The organism is Rhodopila globiformis (assembly GCF_002937115.1).
GTDB classification, from domain to species: domain Bacteria; phylum Pseudomonadota; class Alphaproteobacteria; order Acetobacterales; family Acetobacteraceae; genus Rhodopila; species Rhodopila globiformis.
In genome coordinates, this window is the sequence record NZ_NHRY01000277.1 from 47110 (window position 1) to 63892 (window position 16783).

Here is a 16783-nt window from a genome sequence, read left to right on the forward strand (position 1 = left end):
GTGGATGGGGAAACACAGATGCACACGGATGCACACAGATGATGGCCGTGGGAACAGGCAGCCGTCGTGCCACGTCACCCGTTCCACGGGTGGAGATTTGCCGCAGGAACCCGTCAGTGGGCTATGCCGCCGGTATCAGCACCGCGCCGGGCGGCGTCGGCGCAGGAGCCGGAGAGCCGCCAGGGCACCCATGAAAACAGCCAGCGATGACGGCTCCGGAACCGGCTTCCGGCCGCTTTGCGACGGCGCGGGAACCGGCGCGGGGTCGCTGGGCGTCTGCACGACGGTCGGGGCCGCCGGGTCGGCGAAGGCAACCGGAACGTCGGGAAGCGGGGCTGCCAGGGTCAGTCCGGCGACCTCAGGCGGCGGCAGCGGGTCCTGGACCGGGTCATAGGCGGACCCCGGCGCGAAAGCCGCGGCGAAACCCGGCGGAAGCAGCAGCAGCGGAAGGCCAGGATCCGTCTGCACCGGTTGCGTCGCGAGTTCGGGCTGGGGGATCGTTGCCAACGGTGGGGAGGGCGGCAGGGGGGCGGCGGGAATGCTGGCGGCGATCAGCAGCGGCGCGGCCCGGCAGGCTGCGCCCACGATGAGCCTGGGATGCCTGAGCGCTGTGCGGACCCCGTGGTGAACGTCATGCAGGGCGTGCCGATGGATCTGCGGCAGCGTATGCCTGACCCCGTGCGACAGGCCGTGGACCGCCGGCGGTGTCGTCGATGGAGCCAAAGGCTCGCAAGGATGCGGGAGAAGCACGTCGAATATCCTTGCCCACATGCCCGGGGCACGCGGGTACTAAGTAACGAATCCGTTCTGGATATCTGACGGCTCAAATTACGTCAGAAATTATCAGAATGTCCACGAAAATGCTTATTTTTCTGTATATTTCAGGGCGATCGTCTCGATATACGCATTTCCTTTGGCCTGCAGTCTGAATGTCTGCTGGCCACACAGAAAATTAGAAGCCCAGCATTGGACATGTTGGCAGCCGCCAGATCAGGGCACCAGGCATTCGGCATGCGTCTCCAGGCATCGACCGCGCCCGAGGCGAGCCCGCGCGGCCACACGGTGAACCGCGACCGAGGCGGGTGTCCGCCGGCAGCACGGCCCGGTGCGAAACCAAAAGCAACGATTAATGGGATATTTTTGCCCGTGTCCCCGATCAGGGCCGGCAATCGGGGTCGAGCGCCGGGATCAGCAGATGCGCGAATGGCCCCGGCTGGCAGGGCATATGATCAAGGCTGGATGGATTGCCAGGCATGACTGCCGGATCTCACCGCTGGTGGAGCCGAGGGGAATCGAACCCCTGACCTCCTGAATGCCATTCAGGCGCTCTCCCAACTGAGCTACGGCCCCGACCGGTGAGGCGCGCGGTATACCCACCCCGCCTGACCGGATCAAGGGCCAAAATTCGAAAATCGCACGCAATCCACGCAGAAAACCACGCGGGCCCGGATGCTACCCGAGGATACGCGTCGATCCCGGCAGGAAACGCGCGGCTTGCGGTCGTTCTCGTCGGCATGGCCCTTCCACGCCCTACGCAATGCACACATCCTGGAAACGAGTCGGAAATGACCGTAAAATCAAGTGCTTGCCTGGGCGCCAAGAGCGTTCCACCATCGTCATGGCCCGGCTTGTCCGGGCCACCTATTCCAGCACTTGTGCCGCGACAGGTGGCCCGGACAAGCCGGGCCATGACGAAAGAGAAACGCAGCGGCGGACCGTTTCCGAGATGTGTGCATCCCGTAGCTCCACGCCATGGTGGGCGCAGGTCCACTATCCACGCCTTGCGGTGCTGGTCTCGGTAAAGGCGTGCATGGCGGGCCCTGCCGCCGCCATAACGGTTGAGCCGTCCGTGCGACAAGTGGAGCGGTTATGCGGTTTCCGGGAAGCATTGCCGGTTTCGTCGCTCCCTAGGCCAACGCAGGCCGCACCAGGAGTCGCGGGAAAGCGGCCAAATTTCCTGAGAACCGTATGACAGGCCGCCACCCGGCTGAACGGCGACGGGTGCCCCGGTATCTTGGCGTCTTGGCGTCTTGGCGTTGAACGGGAACGGCGCCGCCGCACCCGGCGATGATAGGTACGCAACACCGGTGGCCGGCGGGGTTGGTTGCACTGCTAAAACGCCAAGACGCCAAGACGCCAAGTTCATGGCTCGCAGGCCGCCGCCTGCCGCGATCGAGGGCATGGATACGGTTCGCGGGGAAGATTGCCGGATCCGTCGCTCCGCAGGCCAACGCGGGCCGTACCGACAGTCGCGGGAAAACGACCGAAATTTCTCGGAAACCGTATTACACCGCATCAGGCCCTTGGACCGGGCACGCATCCGGACCATCCGTTCATGCACGTGTGCCGCGACAGGCGGCCCGCACAAGCCGGACCATGGCGCAATGGCAACGGCCAGGCCGTCAACCCGCCATGTCGGCGCCTGCGCGGACGAGCCGGACCATGCCGAGCAAGGACAAACCCCCAAAGCCCGTGCCTCAGGCCAGAGCGGTTCCGAGGATGCCGGCGCTCAGCGCCGCACGAACGTCCAGTACAGCGGCTGCCGCCCCGCCCGCAGCGCCTTCGCCTCATACCGTGTCGGCGGCCATCCCTCCAGCCGCGTCGCCACCGGCTCGTCGCCCTCGAACAGCGTCTGCGCGGCCATCACGTCGCGCACCCAGGCCTGGTAGGTCGGGTCATCGCTCGCCACCCGCCATTCCGCCCCGGGCTTCAGCACCCGCGCCAGCAGCGGCAGCATGCCGGGATGCACGAAGCGGCGCTTGGCATGGCGCGCCTTCGGCCAGGGATCGGGAAACATCAGGAACAGCCGATCGAGGCTGGCATCCGGCAGCGCCCGCAGCAGGATCCGCGCATCGTCGGTGTAGAGGCGCAGGTTCGGCGGCAGCGGCGCCGTCGCCTCCTCTCCCTCGGGCACCAGCGCCGACAGCAATGAGCAGATGCCGTTCTCGAATACCTCGCAGGCGATCAGCGCCGCTTCCAGGTGCGCGCGCGCCTGTGCGATCGCGTGCTCGCCGCCGCCGAAGCCGACTTCCAGCCAAAGCTGATCGTAGGTGCCCGAAAAAGCCCGCCCCGGCTCTGCCGCGTCCGCTTCGCGGAACAGCATCCGGGGCAGGGTGACAGCCAGCAGGACTTCCTGGCGCAGCCGCAGCTTATGCCCGCGACTGCGCCCGTAAAGCCGTTCGGCCAGGGGCTTTACCCGCGGCGTTACCGGCCGAACGAGGCCTTCAGCACCGGCACCAGGTCCGTCTTTTCCCACGTGAACGTGCCCTTCTCTTCGTCCGGCTCCCGCCCGAAATGGCCATAGGCGGAGGTGGGCACGTAGATCGGCCGGTTGAGGTGCAGATGCTCGCGGATGCCGCGTGGCGACAGATTCATCACGTCGCGCAGCACCTTCTCCAGCTTCGTCTCGTCGACGTCCTTGCCGGTGCCTTGCAGGTCCACATAGACCGACAGCGGACGCGACACGCCAATGGCATAGCTGATCTGCAGCGTGCAACGGTCCGCCAGGCCCGCGGCCACCACGTTCTTCGCCAGGTAGCGGCAGGCATAGGCGGCCGAGCGGTCAACCTTCGTCGGGTCCTTGCCGCTGAACGCGCCGCCGCCATGCGGGGCCGCGCCGCCGTAGGTGTCGACGATGATCTTGCGCCCGGTCAGGCCGCAGTCGCCGTCCGGTCCGCCGATGACGAAATTGCCGGTGGGGTTCACATGGAACTCCGCCTCCGGGCACATCCAGCCCTTCGGCAGGGTCGCCTCGACCAGCGGCCACAGCAGGCGCTTGATGTCCGACTGCTCCATACCCGCCTCGTGCTGGGTGGAGACCACCACCGAGGTCGCGCCGATCGGCTTGCCGTCGACATAGCGCAGCGTCACCTGGCTCTTGGCGTCCGGCAGCAGCCCGGCCACCGAGCGGTCGGCCGCCTTGCGCAGGTCGCGGATCGTCCGCAGGATCTCGTGCGCGTAGTACAGCGGCGCCGGCATCAGCGTCTCGGTCTCGCGGCAGGCATAGCCGAACATGATGCCCTGGTCGCCGGCGCCTTCGTCCTTGTTGCCGGCGCTGTCCACGCCCTGGGCGATGTCGGCGGACTGGGAGTGCAGGTGCACGGCGATGTCGGCGTTGGCCCAGTGGAAGCCGTCCTGCTCATAGCCGATGTCGCGGATCGCCAGCCGGGCGTTATGCGCCAGCAGTTCCGGCGTGATCGTTCCCGGGCCGCGGGTCTCACCGGCCAGCACGACGCGGTTGGTGGTGACGAGCGTTTCGCAGGCGACTCGGGAATACGGGTCCGCCGCCAGGAAGGTGTCCAGCACCGTGTCGCTGATCCGGTCGGCGACCTTGTCCGGATGGCCTTCGGAGACCGACTCCGAGGTAAAGAGGAACTCGCCCGTGTCGCGCATTGGGTACTATCTCGCGTCGCGATGGTTGGGGGCCAGCCAAAAGGCCGCCTTCGGCAGGATGCCAGATGGAATGATAATCCGAGGCTGTGTGGCGGAAACCGCCGTTGGGGTCAAGGCGCGGCGTCATGCCATGCCGAGAACGTCCATCATTGTATAAAGACGAGGCGGTTGCGACACGACCCAGTGCGCCGCCCGCACCGCGCCGGTGGCAAATGTCCGCCGGTCGAAGGCGCGATGGGTCAGCACGATGTGCTCGGTCCCCGATGCGAAGATCAGGCTGTGCTCGCCCACTACCTGGCCGCCGCGTAACGCGGCGAAGCCGATGGCGCCGGTCCTGCGGGCGCCGGTATGGCCGTGGCGGCCGCTTTCCATGACGTCGTCCAGCAGCACCCCGCGGCCCTTCGCCACTGCCCGGCCCATGGCCACGGCCGTGCCGGACGGCGCGTCCACCTTCTGCCGGTGGTGCATCTCGATGATTTCCGCGTCATAGGTCTCGGCCGGCAGAGTGGCGCCCATGCGCTCGGCCAGCGCCAGCACCAGGTTCACGCCGGCCGAGAAGTTCGAGGCATAGACCACCGGGATGCGCGCCGCGGCGGCTGCGACGGCGGCCTCGTCGGCGGCGGACAGGCCCGTGGTGCCCACGACCCAGGCCTTGCCGCAGGCGGCCATGGCGGCGGCATGCGCCTGTGCTGTCGAGGCATGGGTGAAGTCAATCACCACGTCGGCGGCGGCGGCCATGGCGGCGATGTCGGGAAACAGGGGAACGCCGAGCCCTTCCGGCGCATCGAGGGCGATCCCGCCGATCAGATCGGCGCCGGCGGCGCGCGCCTCCTCGGCCAGAAGCTGGCCCATCCGGCCGGTGATGCCGGCGATGCCGATGCGTATGGTCATGGTTGGCTGTCCATTCTACAGGTTTCGGATCTTAACCATTGATCGAAGTCCGGCGGCGACGCCAGACGCCGGGCCATGCGAACGGCGCCCACTCATACCAGGCGCCGGAAATTCCGACACGTTGGCACCGGCCTTCCATCGTCATGCCGGCTTGCGTCGGCCATGACGGGTGGGCCACCGTGCCGAGATGCCAGAAATTCTGGCGCCTGGCATCAGATCATCGATTCTGCGCGTCTCACATTGATTTCCGGCTCAGGTCACGCTACATGGCCGTTGGAGGCTTTGTGGAGCGAATGCTTTGCATTGCCTTTTTTTATTGCGGATCAATGTCCTCGAGCTTCTCGACGCCGGTGCGCAGATCGGTAATGTGAGCAATGCTCCATACCGCGAACGCACCCTCCTTGTCAGGCGCCCGCCGATCGGCACGGTATCGCAGCCGGGCGATCTGTTTCGCATATCCGGCTAGCTCCGGGCGGGCCGGTTTGATCATGCGGCTCGTCCGAAACCCCCACGATATGCAGTAGGCCGCCAGATCCGCGATCTGCACGCCGGTTGTAAGGTCGCTGTGCACAAAAAACGGTTCTGGCACGACCAGGCTGGCCCTTCGGCGTCCGGTGGCCGTGTCCTTGAAATAGCGATGTGTCTGGTCGATCAGCAGATGGCTTTTCGTCTTCTCAAGCTCGTCGAAGACAATGATCCCATGTTCGGCCGGAGCGTGGCCGGCCGATGGCTGGGGAGAGTTGTAATCCTCCAGGAAGTAGAAGAACCGTTCGAACAGATAGGCGTAATCCTTGCGCGGGCCGCCGCTCGCGGTTGAAGGCGCATCTATTTCGACGACGCTCGCGAAAATCCGGCAAAAGTACTTTTCGCACAGGCTGAACAGCGCCTCCACGTAGCGCAGCTTGGCGAAGGCAAGGCCCTTCAGTTCCTTGACCCCTGCGTTGGCCCCGTCATCGAGCGCCGATCTGGCAAGCAACGGAATGTCGTCGTCGTTCACCGGAACGTTCAGGCCGGCATGCTGGAAGACCTTCTTCTTGAGGATCTTGGTTCCTTTGAGCTCATCGTTTCCGGCGCTGTACCGCCGGCCGAACAGTGCGAGTTCAGTGGTATGGAGCTCTTTCACCAGGCTCCACAAGAACCGATCCTGGATGGCAACGCCGGCCAGGACCTCGTACGGGGACGCTTTGCGATCATGACCGCTTTCGTCGATGAACAGAAACCATGCCATGCCCATAATATTATAGATACCGGTATGATATGATAGGCCGTTCGGGCACCTGTCCCGTGTGGTGACGTGCGCTTCCCCCGGTGTCGAACAGGGTGGTTCAACTGGCCTCGACGGTTGAACACCGCGTGCGGTTCACGCGACTGATGGGGCGGATTGCCCCGGCTGCTGGCATCCATCCGCCCAGGCATCGAAAAACCCATGACCGTATCGCTCCGGTCGAGTAAAGGCTACCAGCATGAAGCGTTTCGCCATCGCCATTGCGGCGCTTGCGGTTCTGGCCGGCGGCTGGTTCAGCTTTCAGCGTCTGTTCCCGGGCACGCCCCCGGGCATCCTGTACGGCAACGTCGAGATCCGCCAGGTGGACCTCGCCTTCAACAGCGAAGGCACCGTGACCTCCATGCCCCGGCAGGAGGGGGATCCGGTCAAGGCCGGCGAGGCGATCGCCAGGCTCGACGACGCGACCTACCGCAGCGCCGTGGCCGTGGCCGCGGCGCGGCGCGACAGCGCGAAGGCGCAACTGGACAAGCTGGTGAAACGGCACCCGGCCCGAGGACATCGCCCAGGCCCGCGCCAACCTCGCCAACGCCAAGGCGATCCTGGTGAACGCCCAGATAAGCTACAACCGCCAGACGGGGCTTGCCGCCAGGAACGCCACCACCCGGCAACTGGTGGATGACGCCAGGCGAACCTTCGACACAGCGCAAGCCCAGGTGGCGCTGACCCAGGCGCAACTGGACGAGGCGGTCAACGGCCCGCGCGTCGAGGACATCGCCGCCGCCCGCGCCCAACTGAGGGAATCGGAAGCCGCGCTCGACCTGGCGCGGACCCAGCTGGATCGTACGGTGCTGAAGGCGCCCTCGGACGGCATCGTCATGACGCGCGTCATCGAGCCGGGCACCGTGGTCCTGCCCGGCTCGACCGTCTATTCCGTCGCCATCACCGGCGAGGTCTGGGTCCGCGCCTTCGTCCCCGAGCCGATGCTTTCCCGGGTGGCGCCCGGCACCACGGTGCTGGTGTTCACCGACGGCCGCCCGAACCAGCCCTATCACGGCCGCATCGGCTACGTCTCGCCGGCCGCGGAGTTCACCCCGAAGACGGTGGAAACGCCGGAACTGCGCACCCAGCTGGTGTACCGCATCCGGGTGCGCATCATCGACCCCGACAGCGGAATCCGCCAGGGCCAGCCCGTCACCATCCGGCTGCCCGGCTGATGCCCGAGCCCCTGGCGCGGATCGAGGGCCTGAGCCACGGCTTCGCCGGCCGCCCCGCCCTGCGCGACATCACCGCGACGATCGAGCCAGGAATCGTCACCGGGCTGATCGGCCCCGACGCCGCCGGCAAGACCACGCTGCTGCGCCTGCTGGCCGGCCTGCTGCGGATACAGGACGGACGGATCGTCGTCCTCGGCCACGACATGGCGACGGAGGCGGCGCGCGCGCATGCCGCCATCGGCTACATGCCGCAGCGCTTCGGCCTGTACGAAGATCTGAGCGTCGCCGAGAACCTGGACCTGTTCGCCGACTTGCACGGGCTGCCGCCGGCGCTGCGCGATGAGCGCACCGAGCGGCTGCTGCATTTCACCGGCCTCGCCCGGTTCAAGCCGCGGCTGGCCGGGCAGTTGTCGGGCGGGATGAAGCAGAAGCTCGGCCTGGCCTGCGCGCTGCTGGCGCGGCCCCGCCTGCTGCTGCTGGACGAACCGTCGGTGGGCGTCGATCCGGCCTCGCGCCGCGAGCTTTGGTCCATCGTCACGGCGATGCTGGCGGAAGGCCGCGCCGACGGGATGGGCGTGGTCTGGGCCACCGCCTACCTGGACGAGGCGGCCCGCTGCGGGCGGGTGCTGCTGCTGCACGAGGGCCGGCTGCTGGCCGACGGGCCGCCGGACGGCCTGACCGCGCCGTTGCAGGGACGCGTGTTCCGCCTGACGGTGCCGGACGGCACGCGCCGGGCGGTTGCCACGAAAGCGGCCGCCGACGCCGGCGTGCTGGATGCGGTGGTCGAGGGCGACGCCGTCCGCCTGGTGATGCGGCCGGACACGCCACCACCCGACCCGGCGCGCCTGGGCGGCCTGGCGCTGTCGCCGTTGCCGCCGCGTTTCGAGGATGGGTTCGTCGCGCGCCTGGACGTGCCGCCCCGGCCTGCGCCGCCGGCACTCGCGACCCGTCCGCGGACCATGACCGGCCCGGCGATCGAGGTGGGCGCCCTGGTGCGCCGCTTCGGCGATTTCGTCGCGGTCGACCAGGTCAACTTCGAGGTGGCCCAGGGCGAGATCTTCGGCCTGCTGGGCCCCAACGGCGCCGGCAAGTCCACCACCTTCCGCATGCTGTGCGGGCTGTTGCGCCCGAGCGCCGGCAGCGCCCGGGTGGCCGGGCAGGATCTGCTGAAGGCCTCCGCCGCCGCGCGGTCCCGCATCGGCTACATGGCGCAACGCTTCTCGCTGTATGCGGAACTCTCGGTGCGGGAGAATCTGCGCTTCTTCGCCCGCGTCTATGGCCTGGACCGCCAGGCATGCGCCGCGGCGATCGCCCAGGCGCTGGAGCGGTTCGAGCTGCAGGCGATGGCCGACAGCGTCGCCGGCGCGCTGCCGCTCGGGGTCAAGCAGCGCCTGGCGCTGGCGGCGGCCCTGCTGCACGGGCCGGATATCCTGTTCCTGGACGAGCCGACATCCGGCGTCGATCCGGTGACGCGGCGGGCCTTCTGGGCGCGGATCGGGGCTTTGGCGGATTCCGGCGTGGCGGTGCTGGTGACCAGCCACTTCATGGACGAGGCGGAATACTGCGACCGCCTGGGCATCATCAGCGACGGCCGGCTGATCGCCACCGGCACCCCCGCCGGGCTGCGCGCCCGGGTGCGCACCGCGGCGCTGCCGGAACCGACGCTGGAGGACGCGTTCATCGCCCTGGTCCAGGCCGCGCAGGCGCGGGCCAGGGCGGCATGATGTGGGGCGGCATGATGCGGGGCGGCATCATGAGCAGGGCTACCGCGACCGCCTGTGGCAGGCCATGCCGTTCCGCTCTCCATCGCCGTCAGGTTCGGCGCAAGCTCCGTTGCCCCTCGGTGATGGCCGGGCGTGGCAAACAGCCCCGTCGTCATGGTGGCTACCCGGGACAAGCCCGGGCACAGGCTCCAGGCCGCCATCCACGCCTTTTCTGGTAGCGGCACCGCAAGGCGTGGACGCCGGGCCTTCGCCCAGCATGACGATAGCCGCTGGCCGCTCTTTGGCCGTCTCCTTGGTAAGACGACCGAAATTTTTTGGTTGCACAATTATCAGTCTCGGCGCATAAATGCGTCAAAGCGCACAAGCGGGTATAAGCATGGATATCAGTGGACTGATGAGTGCCCTGTCCGAGCCGACGCGGCTCGCGGCCATCCGGATCCTCTGGGACGGCGATGAGCACTGCGTCTGCGAACTGATGCGGGTCCTGGGGGCCACGCAATCGCGCATGTCGCGGCACATGGCGGCCTTGAAGGTGGCCGGGCTGGTCATCGACCGCCGGGACGCCCAATGGGTCCGGTACCGGCGCAATCCGGCCCTGCCGCCGACGGTCGCGGCGATCGTGAATGCCGTCCTGGCCGCCTTGCCTGACGAGGAAAGGAAAGCGGCATGAGCACACCCATCGCGATAACCCGGACCCGCCATGCCAACTCCCCGGTCGTCTGGGTCAGCTTCACGCTGGCGGCTCTGGCCGCCTGGATCGGCGCCTGGATGCTGTTGGTGCCGTTCACCGGCCGCGTCATGTCCATCCTGCCGGTTGTACCCGGCAGCCGCCTGGGCGAGGCTGCCGCGTTCTTCGCCTACGAAGTCCCGAAGGTGCTCCTGCTGCTGACGCTGATCGTCTTCGGCATGGGCATCGTGCGCAGCTTCTTCTCGGTCGAGCGGACGCGGGCGCTGCTGGCGGGCAAGCGGGAAGGCGCGGGCAATGTCGCCGCGGCTTCGCTCGGCATCGTCACCCCGTTCTGCTCATGCTCGGCGGTGCCGCTGTTCATCGGCTTCGTCTCCGCGGGCGTGCCGCTTGGCGTGACGTTCAGCTTCCTGATTGCCGCCCCGATGGTGAACGAGGTCGCGCTCGGCCTGCTGTTCGGCCTGGTGGGCTGGCAGGTGGCGGTGACCTACCTCGTGTTCGGCCTGGGCGTGGCGATCATCTGCGGCTGGGTCATCGGTCGCCTGCATCTGGAAGGCTGGCTTGAGGACTGGGTCCGCAACGTGCGCGCCGGCACGGTGCCGATACCACTCACCCGGATCACCGTGGTTGACCGCATCCGGGCGGGTGTGGACGCGCTGCGTGACATCGTCGGCAGGGTCTGGATCTGGGTCATCGTTGGCGTCGCCTCGGGTGCCGCCATCCATGGCTATGTCCCCACCGAGCTGCTCGGCTCCATCATGAGCAAGGGAAACTGGTGGTCCGTGCCCGCTGTGGTGCTGCTTGGCATCCCGATGTACTCAAACGCCGCCGGGATGATTCCCGTGGTCGAGGCGCTGCTCGGCAAGGGCGCCGCGCTCGGCACCGTGCTGGCCTTCATGATGGCGGTCACCGCGCTGTCGTTCCCCGAGTGGATCATTCTGCGGAAAGTCATGACCGTCCGTCTGATCGCCGTGTTCGCCGGGGTGGTCACCTGCGGGATTCTCGCTGTCGGCTTCCTGTTCAACGCATTGTTCTGACGAAGGAGTTCTCCCATGAAAGACGTGAAGGTTCTGGGTTCGGGTTGTAAGCGCTGTGTGGCCACGGCCGAGATGATCGAATCGGAAGCCGCCAGGCTCGGCCTTGCTGTCCACGTCGAGAAGGTGACCGACTATGCGGCCATTGCAGGCTACGGCATCGCCTCGACACCGGGCATCGTCATCGACGGCAAGGTCGTGCACGCGGGCGGGCTGCCCAAAGCTGGCGACGTCGCGCGCTGGCTGTCGGCCTGAACGCCTGCAGGTCCGAGAGGACGCGGGCCGGACCACAGGCGGCATTGCGCCGACAGAGCAATATCGGCCTGACCGGAAATCGCGAAGCGCTTTCAGGCCGATGAAATTGCTCGGGAAATATGGGCTGGAGCGTGGCCAGTCGGGCTGAACACGCTCTGGCGTCCGCATCGAGCGTACTTGCGCCAGATCAAGGCCATCCCGGGGTTGGCGGCCGAAGATGACGCTCGTCGCGCCGGTGTTGTGCCCACTCCCATCGAGCAGCTCATTGAAAGGCTGGTTTTGATGTCTGGTCAATCGGCACTGCCAAGGGAATCGCCTCTTCCTGGTGTGATCGCGCCTGCCCCTGTGGTGCGCGGCCGGCGGCGGCTGCGGCCGATCCTGGCGGTGGTGGTGGTCATGCTGCTCGGTGGCGCGGGCGTTGCCTGGTGGCTGACACAGCCGCCGGCCGTCACGGCCTTTGTGCATGTATATGGCACGATCGACGTTCGCCAGTCGCAGCTTGCCTTCAACAACAACGACCGCATCGCCCGCATCCTGGTGCAGGAGGGCGACGGCGTGAAGCGCGGACAGTTGCTCGCCGAACTGGATACGACGCGCCTGCAGGCCAACGCCGACAAGGCCGCGGCCGACGTGGAGGCGGCGCGCTACACCCTCACCCGCCTGCGCAACGGCAGCCGCCCCGAGGAGATCGTCCAGGCCCGCGCCGCGCTCGCCGCCGCCCGGGCGACCGAGGCGAATGACCGGCTCACCTACACCCGCTATGCCAAGCTGGCCCGCGCCAACGCCGAGTCACAACTCAATCGCGACACGGCCGAACAAGCTTTGAAGGTCGCCACCGCCAACCGCGAGTCCGCCGGGCAGGCGCTGGCGTTGGCGCTGGAGGGGCCACGCTGGGAAGACATCAAGGTCGCCGAAGCCCAGCTTCAAGCCGCCGAGGCCGCGCTGGCCTTCGCCCGCCGGCAGCTTGCCGATGCGCAGCTCGATGCGCCCGCCGACGGCGTCATCGAGGACCGCATCCTGGAACCGGGCGACATGGCCAGCCCTGACCGGCCGGTGCTGACGCTCGATCTGACGAACCCGATCTATGCCCGCGTCTATCTGCCGGAACGGGAACTGGGCCAAGTGCGGCCCGGCATGCGCGCCTACCTGGAAACCGACGCCTTCCCCGGCGAGCGGTTCCCGGCCTGGATCGGCTTCATCTCGAGCACCGCCGAGTTCACCCCCAAGACGGTCGAGACGACCGAGGTGCGCGCCGAACTGGTCTATCGAATGCACGTCTATGCCTGCAATCCGGACGGGCGGCTGCGGCTGGGGGCGCCGGTGACGGTGGTGATCCCGCGCAAGGGCAATACCCCGGGGGACAATGCCCCCGCGGCACGCGGGGCGCAGCCCTGTGGCTGAGCCCGGCCATCCTCCGGCCCTGCGCTTCGCCGCGGTCGGCAAGCGGTTCGGCAGCGGTGCGCGGCAGGTGGCGGCGCTCAGCGACCTGACGCTGTCCATCCCGGCGGGCCGCATCACCGGCCTGCTTGGTCCTGACGCAGCGGGCAAGACCACGCTGCTGCGGCTGGCCGCTGGGCTGCTGCGGCCGGATGCCGGACGGCTCGACGTGCTGGGGCTGGATGCTGCCCGGGACGCCGCGCGCATCCAGGCCCGCATCGGCTACATGCCGCAACGCTTTGGCCTGTATGAGGATCTCTCGGTCCAGGAGAACCTGGATCTGTATGCCCAGCTTCAGGGACTCACACCGGCGGAGCGTCCCGCCCGCTATGCCGAGCTGCTGCGGCTGACGGCGCTCGGCCCGTTCGGCCACCGCCGCGCCGGCGCGCTGTCGGGCGGCATGAAGCAGAAGCTCGGCCTTGCCTGCACCCTGCTGCGGGTGCCGGAACTGCTGCTGCTCGACGAGCCGACGGTGGGCGTAGACCCGATCTCGCGGCGCGAGCTGTGGGCCATCATCGCCAATCTGCGCACCCGGGGCGTCACGGTGCTGGTCTCCACCTCCTACCTCGACGAGGCGGAACGCTGCGACCAGGTGGTACTGATGGATGCCGGGCGCCTGCTTGTCCAGGGACAGCCGCACCAGCTTGCCGCCGACCTGCAAGGGCGCTGCTTCGCGGTGCGCCACGTCACGCTCGACCGCCGCGTGTTGCAGCAGCGCCTGCTGACCGCGCCCGGCGTTACCGATGTGCGGCTGGAGGGAACAGGGGTGCGGGCGCTGCTCGCCGCGGCCGCCGTCCCGCCGCCGCTGGAGGGGAGCACGTGGCAACCGGCCACGCCGGAGTTCGCCGACGTGTTCGTGGACCGTTTGCAGGCGCGCCAGGCGCGCCGGGTAGCACTCCAGGTCGCGCAGGCCGCGGCAACAGATAAGACAGATAAGGATGTCGTGCTGCATGTGGCCAGGCTGAACCGCTTCTTCGACCAGTTCCACGCGGTCAACGACGTGAGCTTCGACGTGGTGCGCGGCGAGGTGTTCGGCCTGCTGGGGGCCAACGGCGCGGGCAAGACCACGACGTTCCGCATGCTGTGCGGCCTGCTGCCTGCTTCCTCCGGCGAATTGCGCGTCGTGGGGCAGGACCTGCGCACGGCGCCCGCCGAGGCGCGCCGACAGATCGGCTATGTGGCGCAGAAATTCGCGCTGTATGGCAATCTCAGCGTGGCGCAGAACCTGGCGTTCTTCGCCGCCGCCTACGGGCTGCGTAAGGCGCGGCTGCGCGCGCGGCTCGACTGGGCGCTGGCGGAGTTCGAGCTCGGCCCGTACCTCGACAGGAATGCCGGGGACATTCCTCTCGGCTACAAGCAACGTCTCGCGCTCGCCTGCGCGCTGCTGCACGAGCCGCCAATCCTGTTCCTGGATGAACCGACATCGGGCGTGGATCCGCTGGCCCGCTCGGAGTTCTGGCAGCGCATCAACCAGTATGCCGCTGCCGGAACCACGGTACTGATCACCACGCACTTCATGGACGAGGCCGAGTATTGCGACCGGCTGGTGCTGATGTCGCAGGGCAGCGTTCTGGCCTCCGGCACGCCCGCCGACATCCGCGCCCGCGCGGCCAGTCCGGATGTGCCGAATCCCACCATGGAGGACGCCTTCATCAGCCTGATCGCGGCGCATGAAGCCAACCTCCGGCGGGCGGCATGAACCTGGGGCGGCTGCGCGGGCTGATCTGGAAGGAATCGGTGCAGATCCTGCGCGATCCATCGGCGCTGGCGATCGCCTTCGTGCTGCCGCTGTTCTTGCTGCTGCTGTTCGGCTACGGCGTCTCGCTGAACGCCGAGCACGTGCCGATCGGCGTGGTGGCCGAGCACCCGAACCCGCAGACCGAGACGTTCGTCGGCACGCTCCGGCACTCGCGCTACTTCGATGTCCATGAACTGCCCAGCCTCGCCGCCGCGGGGGCGGCCATGGCGCAGCACGAGATCAGGGGCTTCGTCTGGATGCGCAGCGACTTCGCCCGCCAGACGCTCGGGCCGGGGCCGGGGACCATCGGCGTGGCGCTCAACGGCGTCGATGCCAACACGGCCCGGCTGGTGCAGGGCTACCTGACGCAATCCTGGCAGATCTGGCTTGCGCAGCAACAGCAGGAGCAGGGTGCGGCCCCGGCCCTGCCGGTGGCCGCGCAGACGCGCATCTGGTTCAATCCGGCGCTGCGTAGCCGGGACTACCTGGTGCCCGGCCTGATCGCCGTCATCATGACGCTGATTGGTGCGCTGCTGACCGCGCTGGTTGTCGCGCGCGAGTGGGAGCGCGGGACGATGGAAGCCCTGATGGCCTCGCCGGTCACCATGGCGGAGATCCTTGTCGGCAAGCTGTTGCCGTATTTCGTGCTGGGCATGGGCGGCATGGCGCTGTCCGTGGGCCTCGCGGTGACGCTGTTCGCCGTGCCGCTGCGGGGCAGCCTGCTTGTGCTGGCCGGTGCCTCGGCGTTGTTCCTGCTGGTGGCGCTGGGCATGGGCTTGCTGATTTCCTCGCTGGCGCGCAACCAGTTCGTCGCTGGCCAGATCTCGATCGTCGTCACCTTCCTGCCAGCTTTCATTCTCTCCGGCTTCATTTTCGACATCCGCTCGATGCCGACGGTGATCCAGGGGATCACGCATATCCTGCCAGCGCGGTACTTCGTCTCGATCCTCCAGACGGTGTTCCTGGCGGGCGATGTCTGGGCGGTGATCCTGCCCGATGCCGGGGCGCTGGCGATGATGGCGGTGTTCTTTCTCGGCGTTACCCTGCTGCGCTCACGCAAGAGGCTGGACTGACATGGCGCGCCTGCTGGCCCTGATCCGCAAGGAGTTCCTCGCCCTGTTGCGCGACAAGGCGAGCCGGATGGTGCTCATCGGCCCGCCGCTGATCCAGCTTCTGGTGTTCAGCTACGCGGCGACGTTCGATCTGAACAACATCCCGTTCGTGGTCATCAATGAGGATCCCGGCCTCGCCGGGCGCGAGATGGTGGCGCGCTTCGAAGGCTCGCCGAGCTTCCGCCAGGTCGCGGCGCTGCCGTCCACGGCGGGCATGGCGGACCTGATCGACCACCGCGCGGCGCTGCTGGCCATCCATGTGGGCCGTGACTTCAGCCGCGACCTGATGATCGGCCGCCCGGCGCCGTTGCAGATCGTGATCGACGGGCGCAACTCCAATACCGCCGCGATCGCGCTGAGCTACGCGAGCGAAATCGTGCTCGGCTTCGATGCCGACTGGGCCGCGGCGCACGGCGGCAGGGCCGCTCCGGCGACATTGGAGGTACGGGCGTGGTACAACCCCAACCTGCTGTCGCGCTGGTTCGTCGTGCCCGGCATCGTCGGCCTGCTGACGTTCGTGGTGACGATGCTGGTGAGCGGCCTGTCGGTCGTGCGCGAGCGCGAGGCGGGCACCTTCGACCAGCTTCTGGTGACGCCCTACCGGCCCTGGGAGATCCTGCTCGGCAAGGCCGCGCCTGGGTTGCTGATTGGCGCCGCCGAGGCATCGGTGATCGTGGTGGTGGCAGTGACCTGGTTCGGCGTGCCGCTGATCGGCAGTGTTGTTGCCCTTGCCCTCGGCCTTGCGCTGTTCCTGGTTTCGGCGATCGGGATCGGGCTGATGATTTCCTCGCTCGCCGCCACGCAGCAGCAGGGGTTGCTCGGGGCTTTCCTGTTCCTGGTGCCGGCGATCATTCTCTCCGGTTTCGCCACGCCGATTGAGAACATGCCGCGGCTGGTGCAGTACGTGACCTATCTCAACCCGATGCGCTACCTGATGGTGATCCTGCGGGGTACGTTCCTGGAAGGGGACGGCTTCGTCGCGCTGCTGGGGCAGTACTGGCCGCTCGCCTTGCTCGGTGCTGCCAGCATGACCGCGGCGACCGCCCTCGCGCGGCGGCGGATGGGGTGAGCGGCCG

At 67.7% G+C, this 16783-nt stretch carries 15 protein-coding genes and 1 tRNA gene; 10 read left to right on the top strand and 6 right to left on the bottom strand.

Annotated features, from left to right (window positions below; all coding sequences use genetic code 11):
• Positions 1–135: 135 nt before the first annotated feature.
• The 6 genes from CCS01_RS32245 to CCS01_RS32270 form a co-directional block, all read right to left on the bottom strand.
• Positions 136–585 (bottom strand): PEP-CTERM sorting domain-containing protein, encoded by a 450-nt coding sequence (locus tag CCS01_RS32245; protein WP_158258730.1) that lies wholly within the window; start codon positions 583–585, stop codon positions 136–138.
• A gap of 689 nt (positions 586–1274) precedes the next feature.
• Positions 1275–1350, bottom strand: a tRNA-Ala gene (locus CCS01_RS32250).
• A 1159-nt stretch (positions 1351–2509) separates the two neighbouring features.
• On the bottom strand, positions 2510–3256 hold the full coding sequence (gene trmB / locus CCS01_RS32255) for a tRNA (guanine(46)-N(7))-methyltransferase TrmB (RefSeq protein WP_104523387.1): 747 nt from the start codon (positions 3254–3256) through the stop codon (positions 2510–2512).
• The gene (metK, locus tag CCS01_RS32260; protein ID WP_104523389.1) at positions 3205–4392 is read right to left on the bottom strand and encodes a methionine adenosyltransferase; all 1188 of its coding nucleotides are present in this window, start codon (positions 4390–4392) and stop codon (positions 3205–3207) included. Before metK ends, trmB begins: the two co-directional genes overlap by 52 nt.
• Positions 4393–4515: 123 nt before the next feature.
• Positions 4516–5277, bottom strand: a complete 762-nt coding sequence (gene dapB / locus CCS01_RS32265; protein WP_104523432.1) for a 4-hydroxy-tetrahydrodipicolinate reductase — start codon at positions 5275–5277, stop codon at positions 4516–4518.
• A 319-nt stretch (positions 5278–5596) separates the two neighbouring features.
• Positions 5597–6511 carry a DUF3800 domain-containing protein gene (locus CCS01_RS32270; RefSeq protein WP_104523434.1) on the bottom strand — a complete coding sequence of 305 codons (915 nt, stop codon included), beginning with the start codon at positions 6509–6511 and terminating at the stop codon, positions 5597–5599.
• 235 nt (positions 6512–6746) lie between these two features.
• Between CCS01_RS32270 and CCS01_RS32275 the strand changes: the two genes are divergently transcribed.
• The 10 genes from CCS01_RS32275 to CCS01_RS32320 all read left to right on the top strand — a co-directional run bounded on the left by CCS01_RS32275 (position 6747) and on the right by CCS01_RS32320 (position 16776).
• Positions 6747–7187 carry an HlyD family secretion protein gene (locus CCS01_RS32275; protein WP_104523391.1) on the top strand — a complete coding sequence of 147 codons (441 nt, stop codon included), beginning with the start codon at positions 6747–6749 and terminating at the stop codon, positions 7185–7187.
• Positions 7111–7722 carry an efflux RND transporter periplasmic adaptor subunit gene (locus tag CCS01_RS32280; protein WP_158258731.1) on the top strand — a complete coding sequence of 204 codons (612 nt, stop codon included), beginning with the start codon at positions 7111–7113 and terminating at the stop codon, positions 7720–7722. Before CCS01_RS32275 ends, CCS01_RS32280 begins: the two co-directional genes overlap by 77 nt.
• On the top strand, positions 7722–9446 hold the full coding sequence (locus tag CCS01_RS32285) for an ATP-binding cassette domain-containing protein (RefSeq protein ID WP_104523395.1): 1725 nt from the start codon (positions 7722–7724) through the stop codon (positions 9444–9446). The genes CCS01_RS32280 and CCS01_RS32285 overlap by 1 nt, the downstream gene beginning before the upstream one ends.
• A 394-nt stretch (positions 9447–9840) precedes the next feature.
• Complete coding sequence (locus CCS01_RS32290) at positions 9841–10116, top strand: ArsR/SmtB family transcription factor (RefSeq protein ID WP_204848502.1); 276 nt, start codon at positions 9841–9843, stop codon at positions 10114–10116.
• On the top strand, positions 10113–11168 hold the full coding sequence (locus CCS01_RS32295; RefSeq protein ID WP_104523399.1) for a permease: 1056 nt from the start codon (positions 10113–10115) through the stop codon (positions 11166–11168). Before CCS01_RS32290 ends, CCS01_RS32295 begins: the two co-directional genes overlap by 4 nt.
• Before the next feature lie 15 nt (positions 11169–11183).
• Entirely contained in the window at positions 11184–11420 is a 237-nt protein-coding gene (locus tag CCS01_RS32300) for a thioredoxin family protein (protein ID WP_104523401.1), read from the top strand.
• 327 nt (positions 11421–11747) lie between these two features.
• A complete protein-coding gene (locus CCS01_RS32305; protein ID WP_239992482.1) occupies positions 11748–12821 on the top strand; it encodes an efflux RND transporter periplasmic adaptor subunit in 1074 nt (357 codons plus the stop codon).
• Positions 12814–14556 carry an ATP-binding cassette domain-containing protein gene (locus CCS01_RS32310; RefSeq protein WP_239992483.1) on the top strand — a complete coding sequence of 581 codons (1743 nt, stop codon included), beginning with the start codon at positions 12814–12816 and terminating at the stop codon, positions 14554–14556. The genes CCS01_RS32305 and CCS01_RS32310 overlap by 8 nt, the downstream gene beginning before the upstream one ends.
• Positions 14553–15668 carry an ABC transporter permease gene (locus CCS01_RS32315; RefSeq protein ID WP_104523407.1) on the top strand — a complete coding sequence of 372 codons (1116 nt, stop codon included), beginning with the start codon at positions 14553–14555 and terminating at the stop codon, positions 15666–15668. The genes CCS01_RS32310 and CCS01_RS32315 overlap by 4 nt, the downstream gene beginning before the upstream one ends.
• 1 nt (position 15669) lies before the next feature.
• Positions 15670–16776: an ABC transporter permease gene (locus CCS01_RS32320; RefSeq protein ID WP_104523408.1), complete on the top strand. Its 1107-nt coding sequence runs from the start codon at positions 15670–15672 to the stop codon at positions 16774–16776.
• Positions 16777–16783 lie beyond the last annotated feature (7 nt).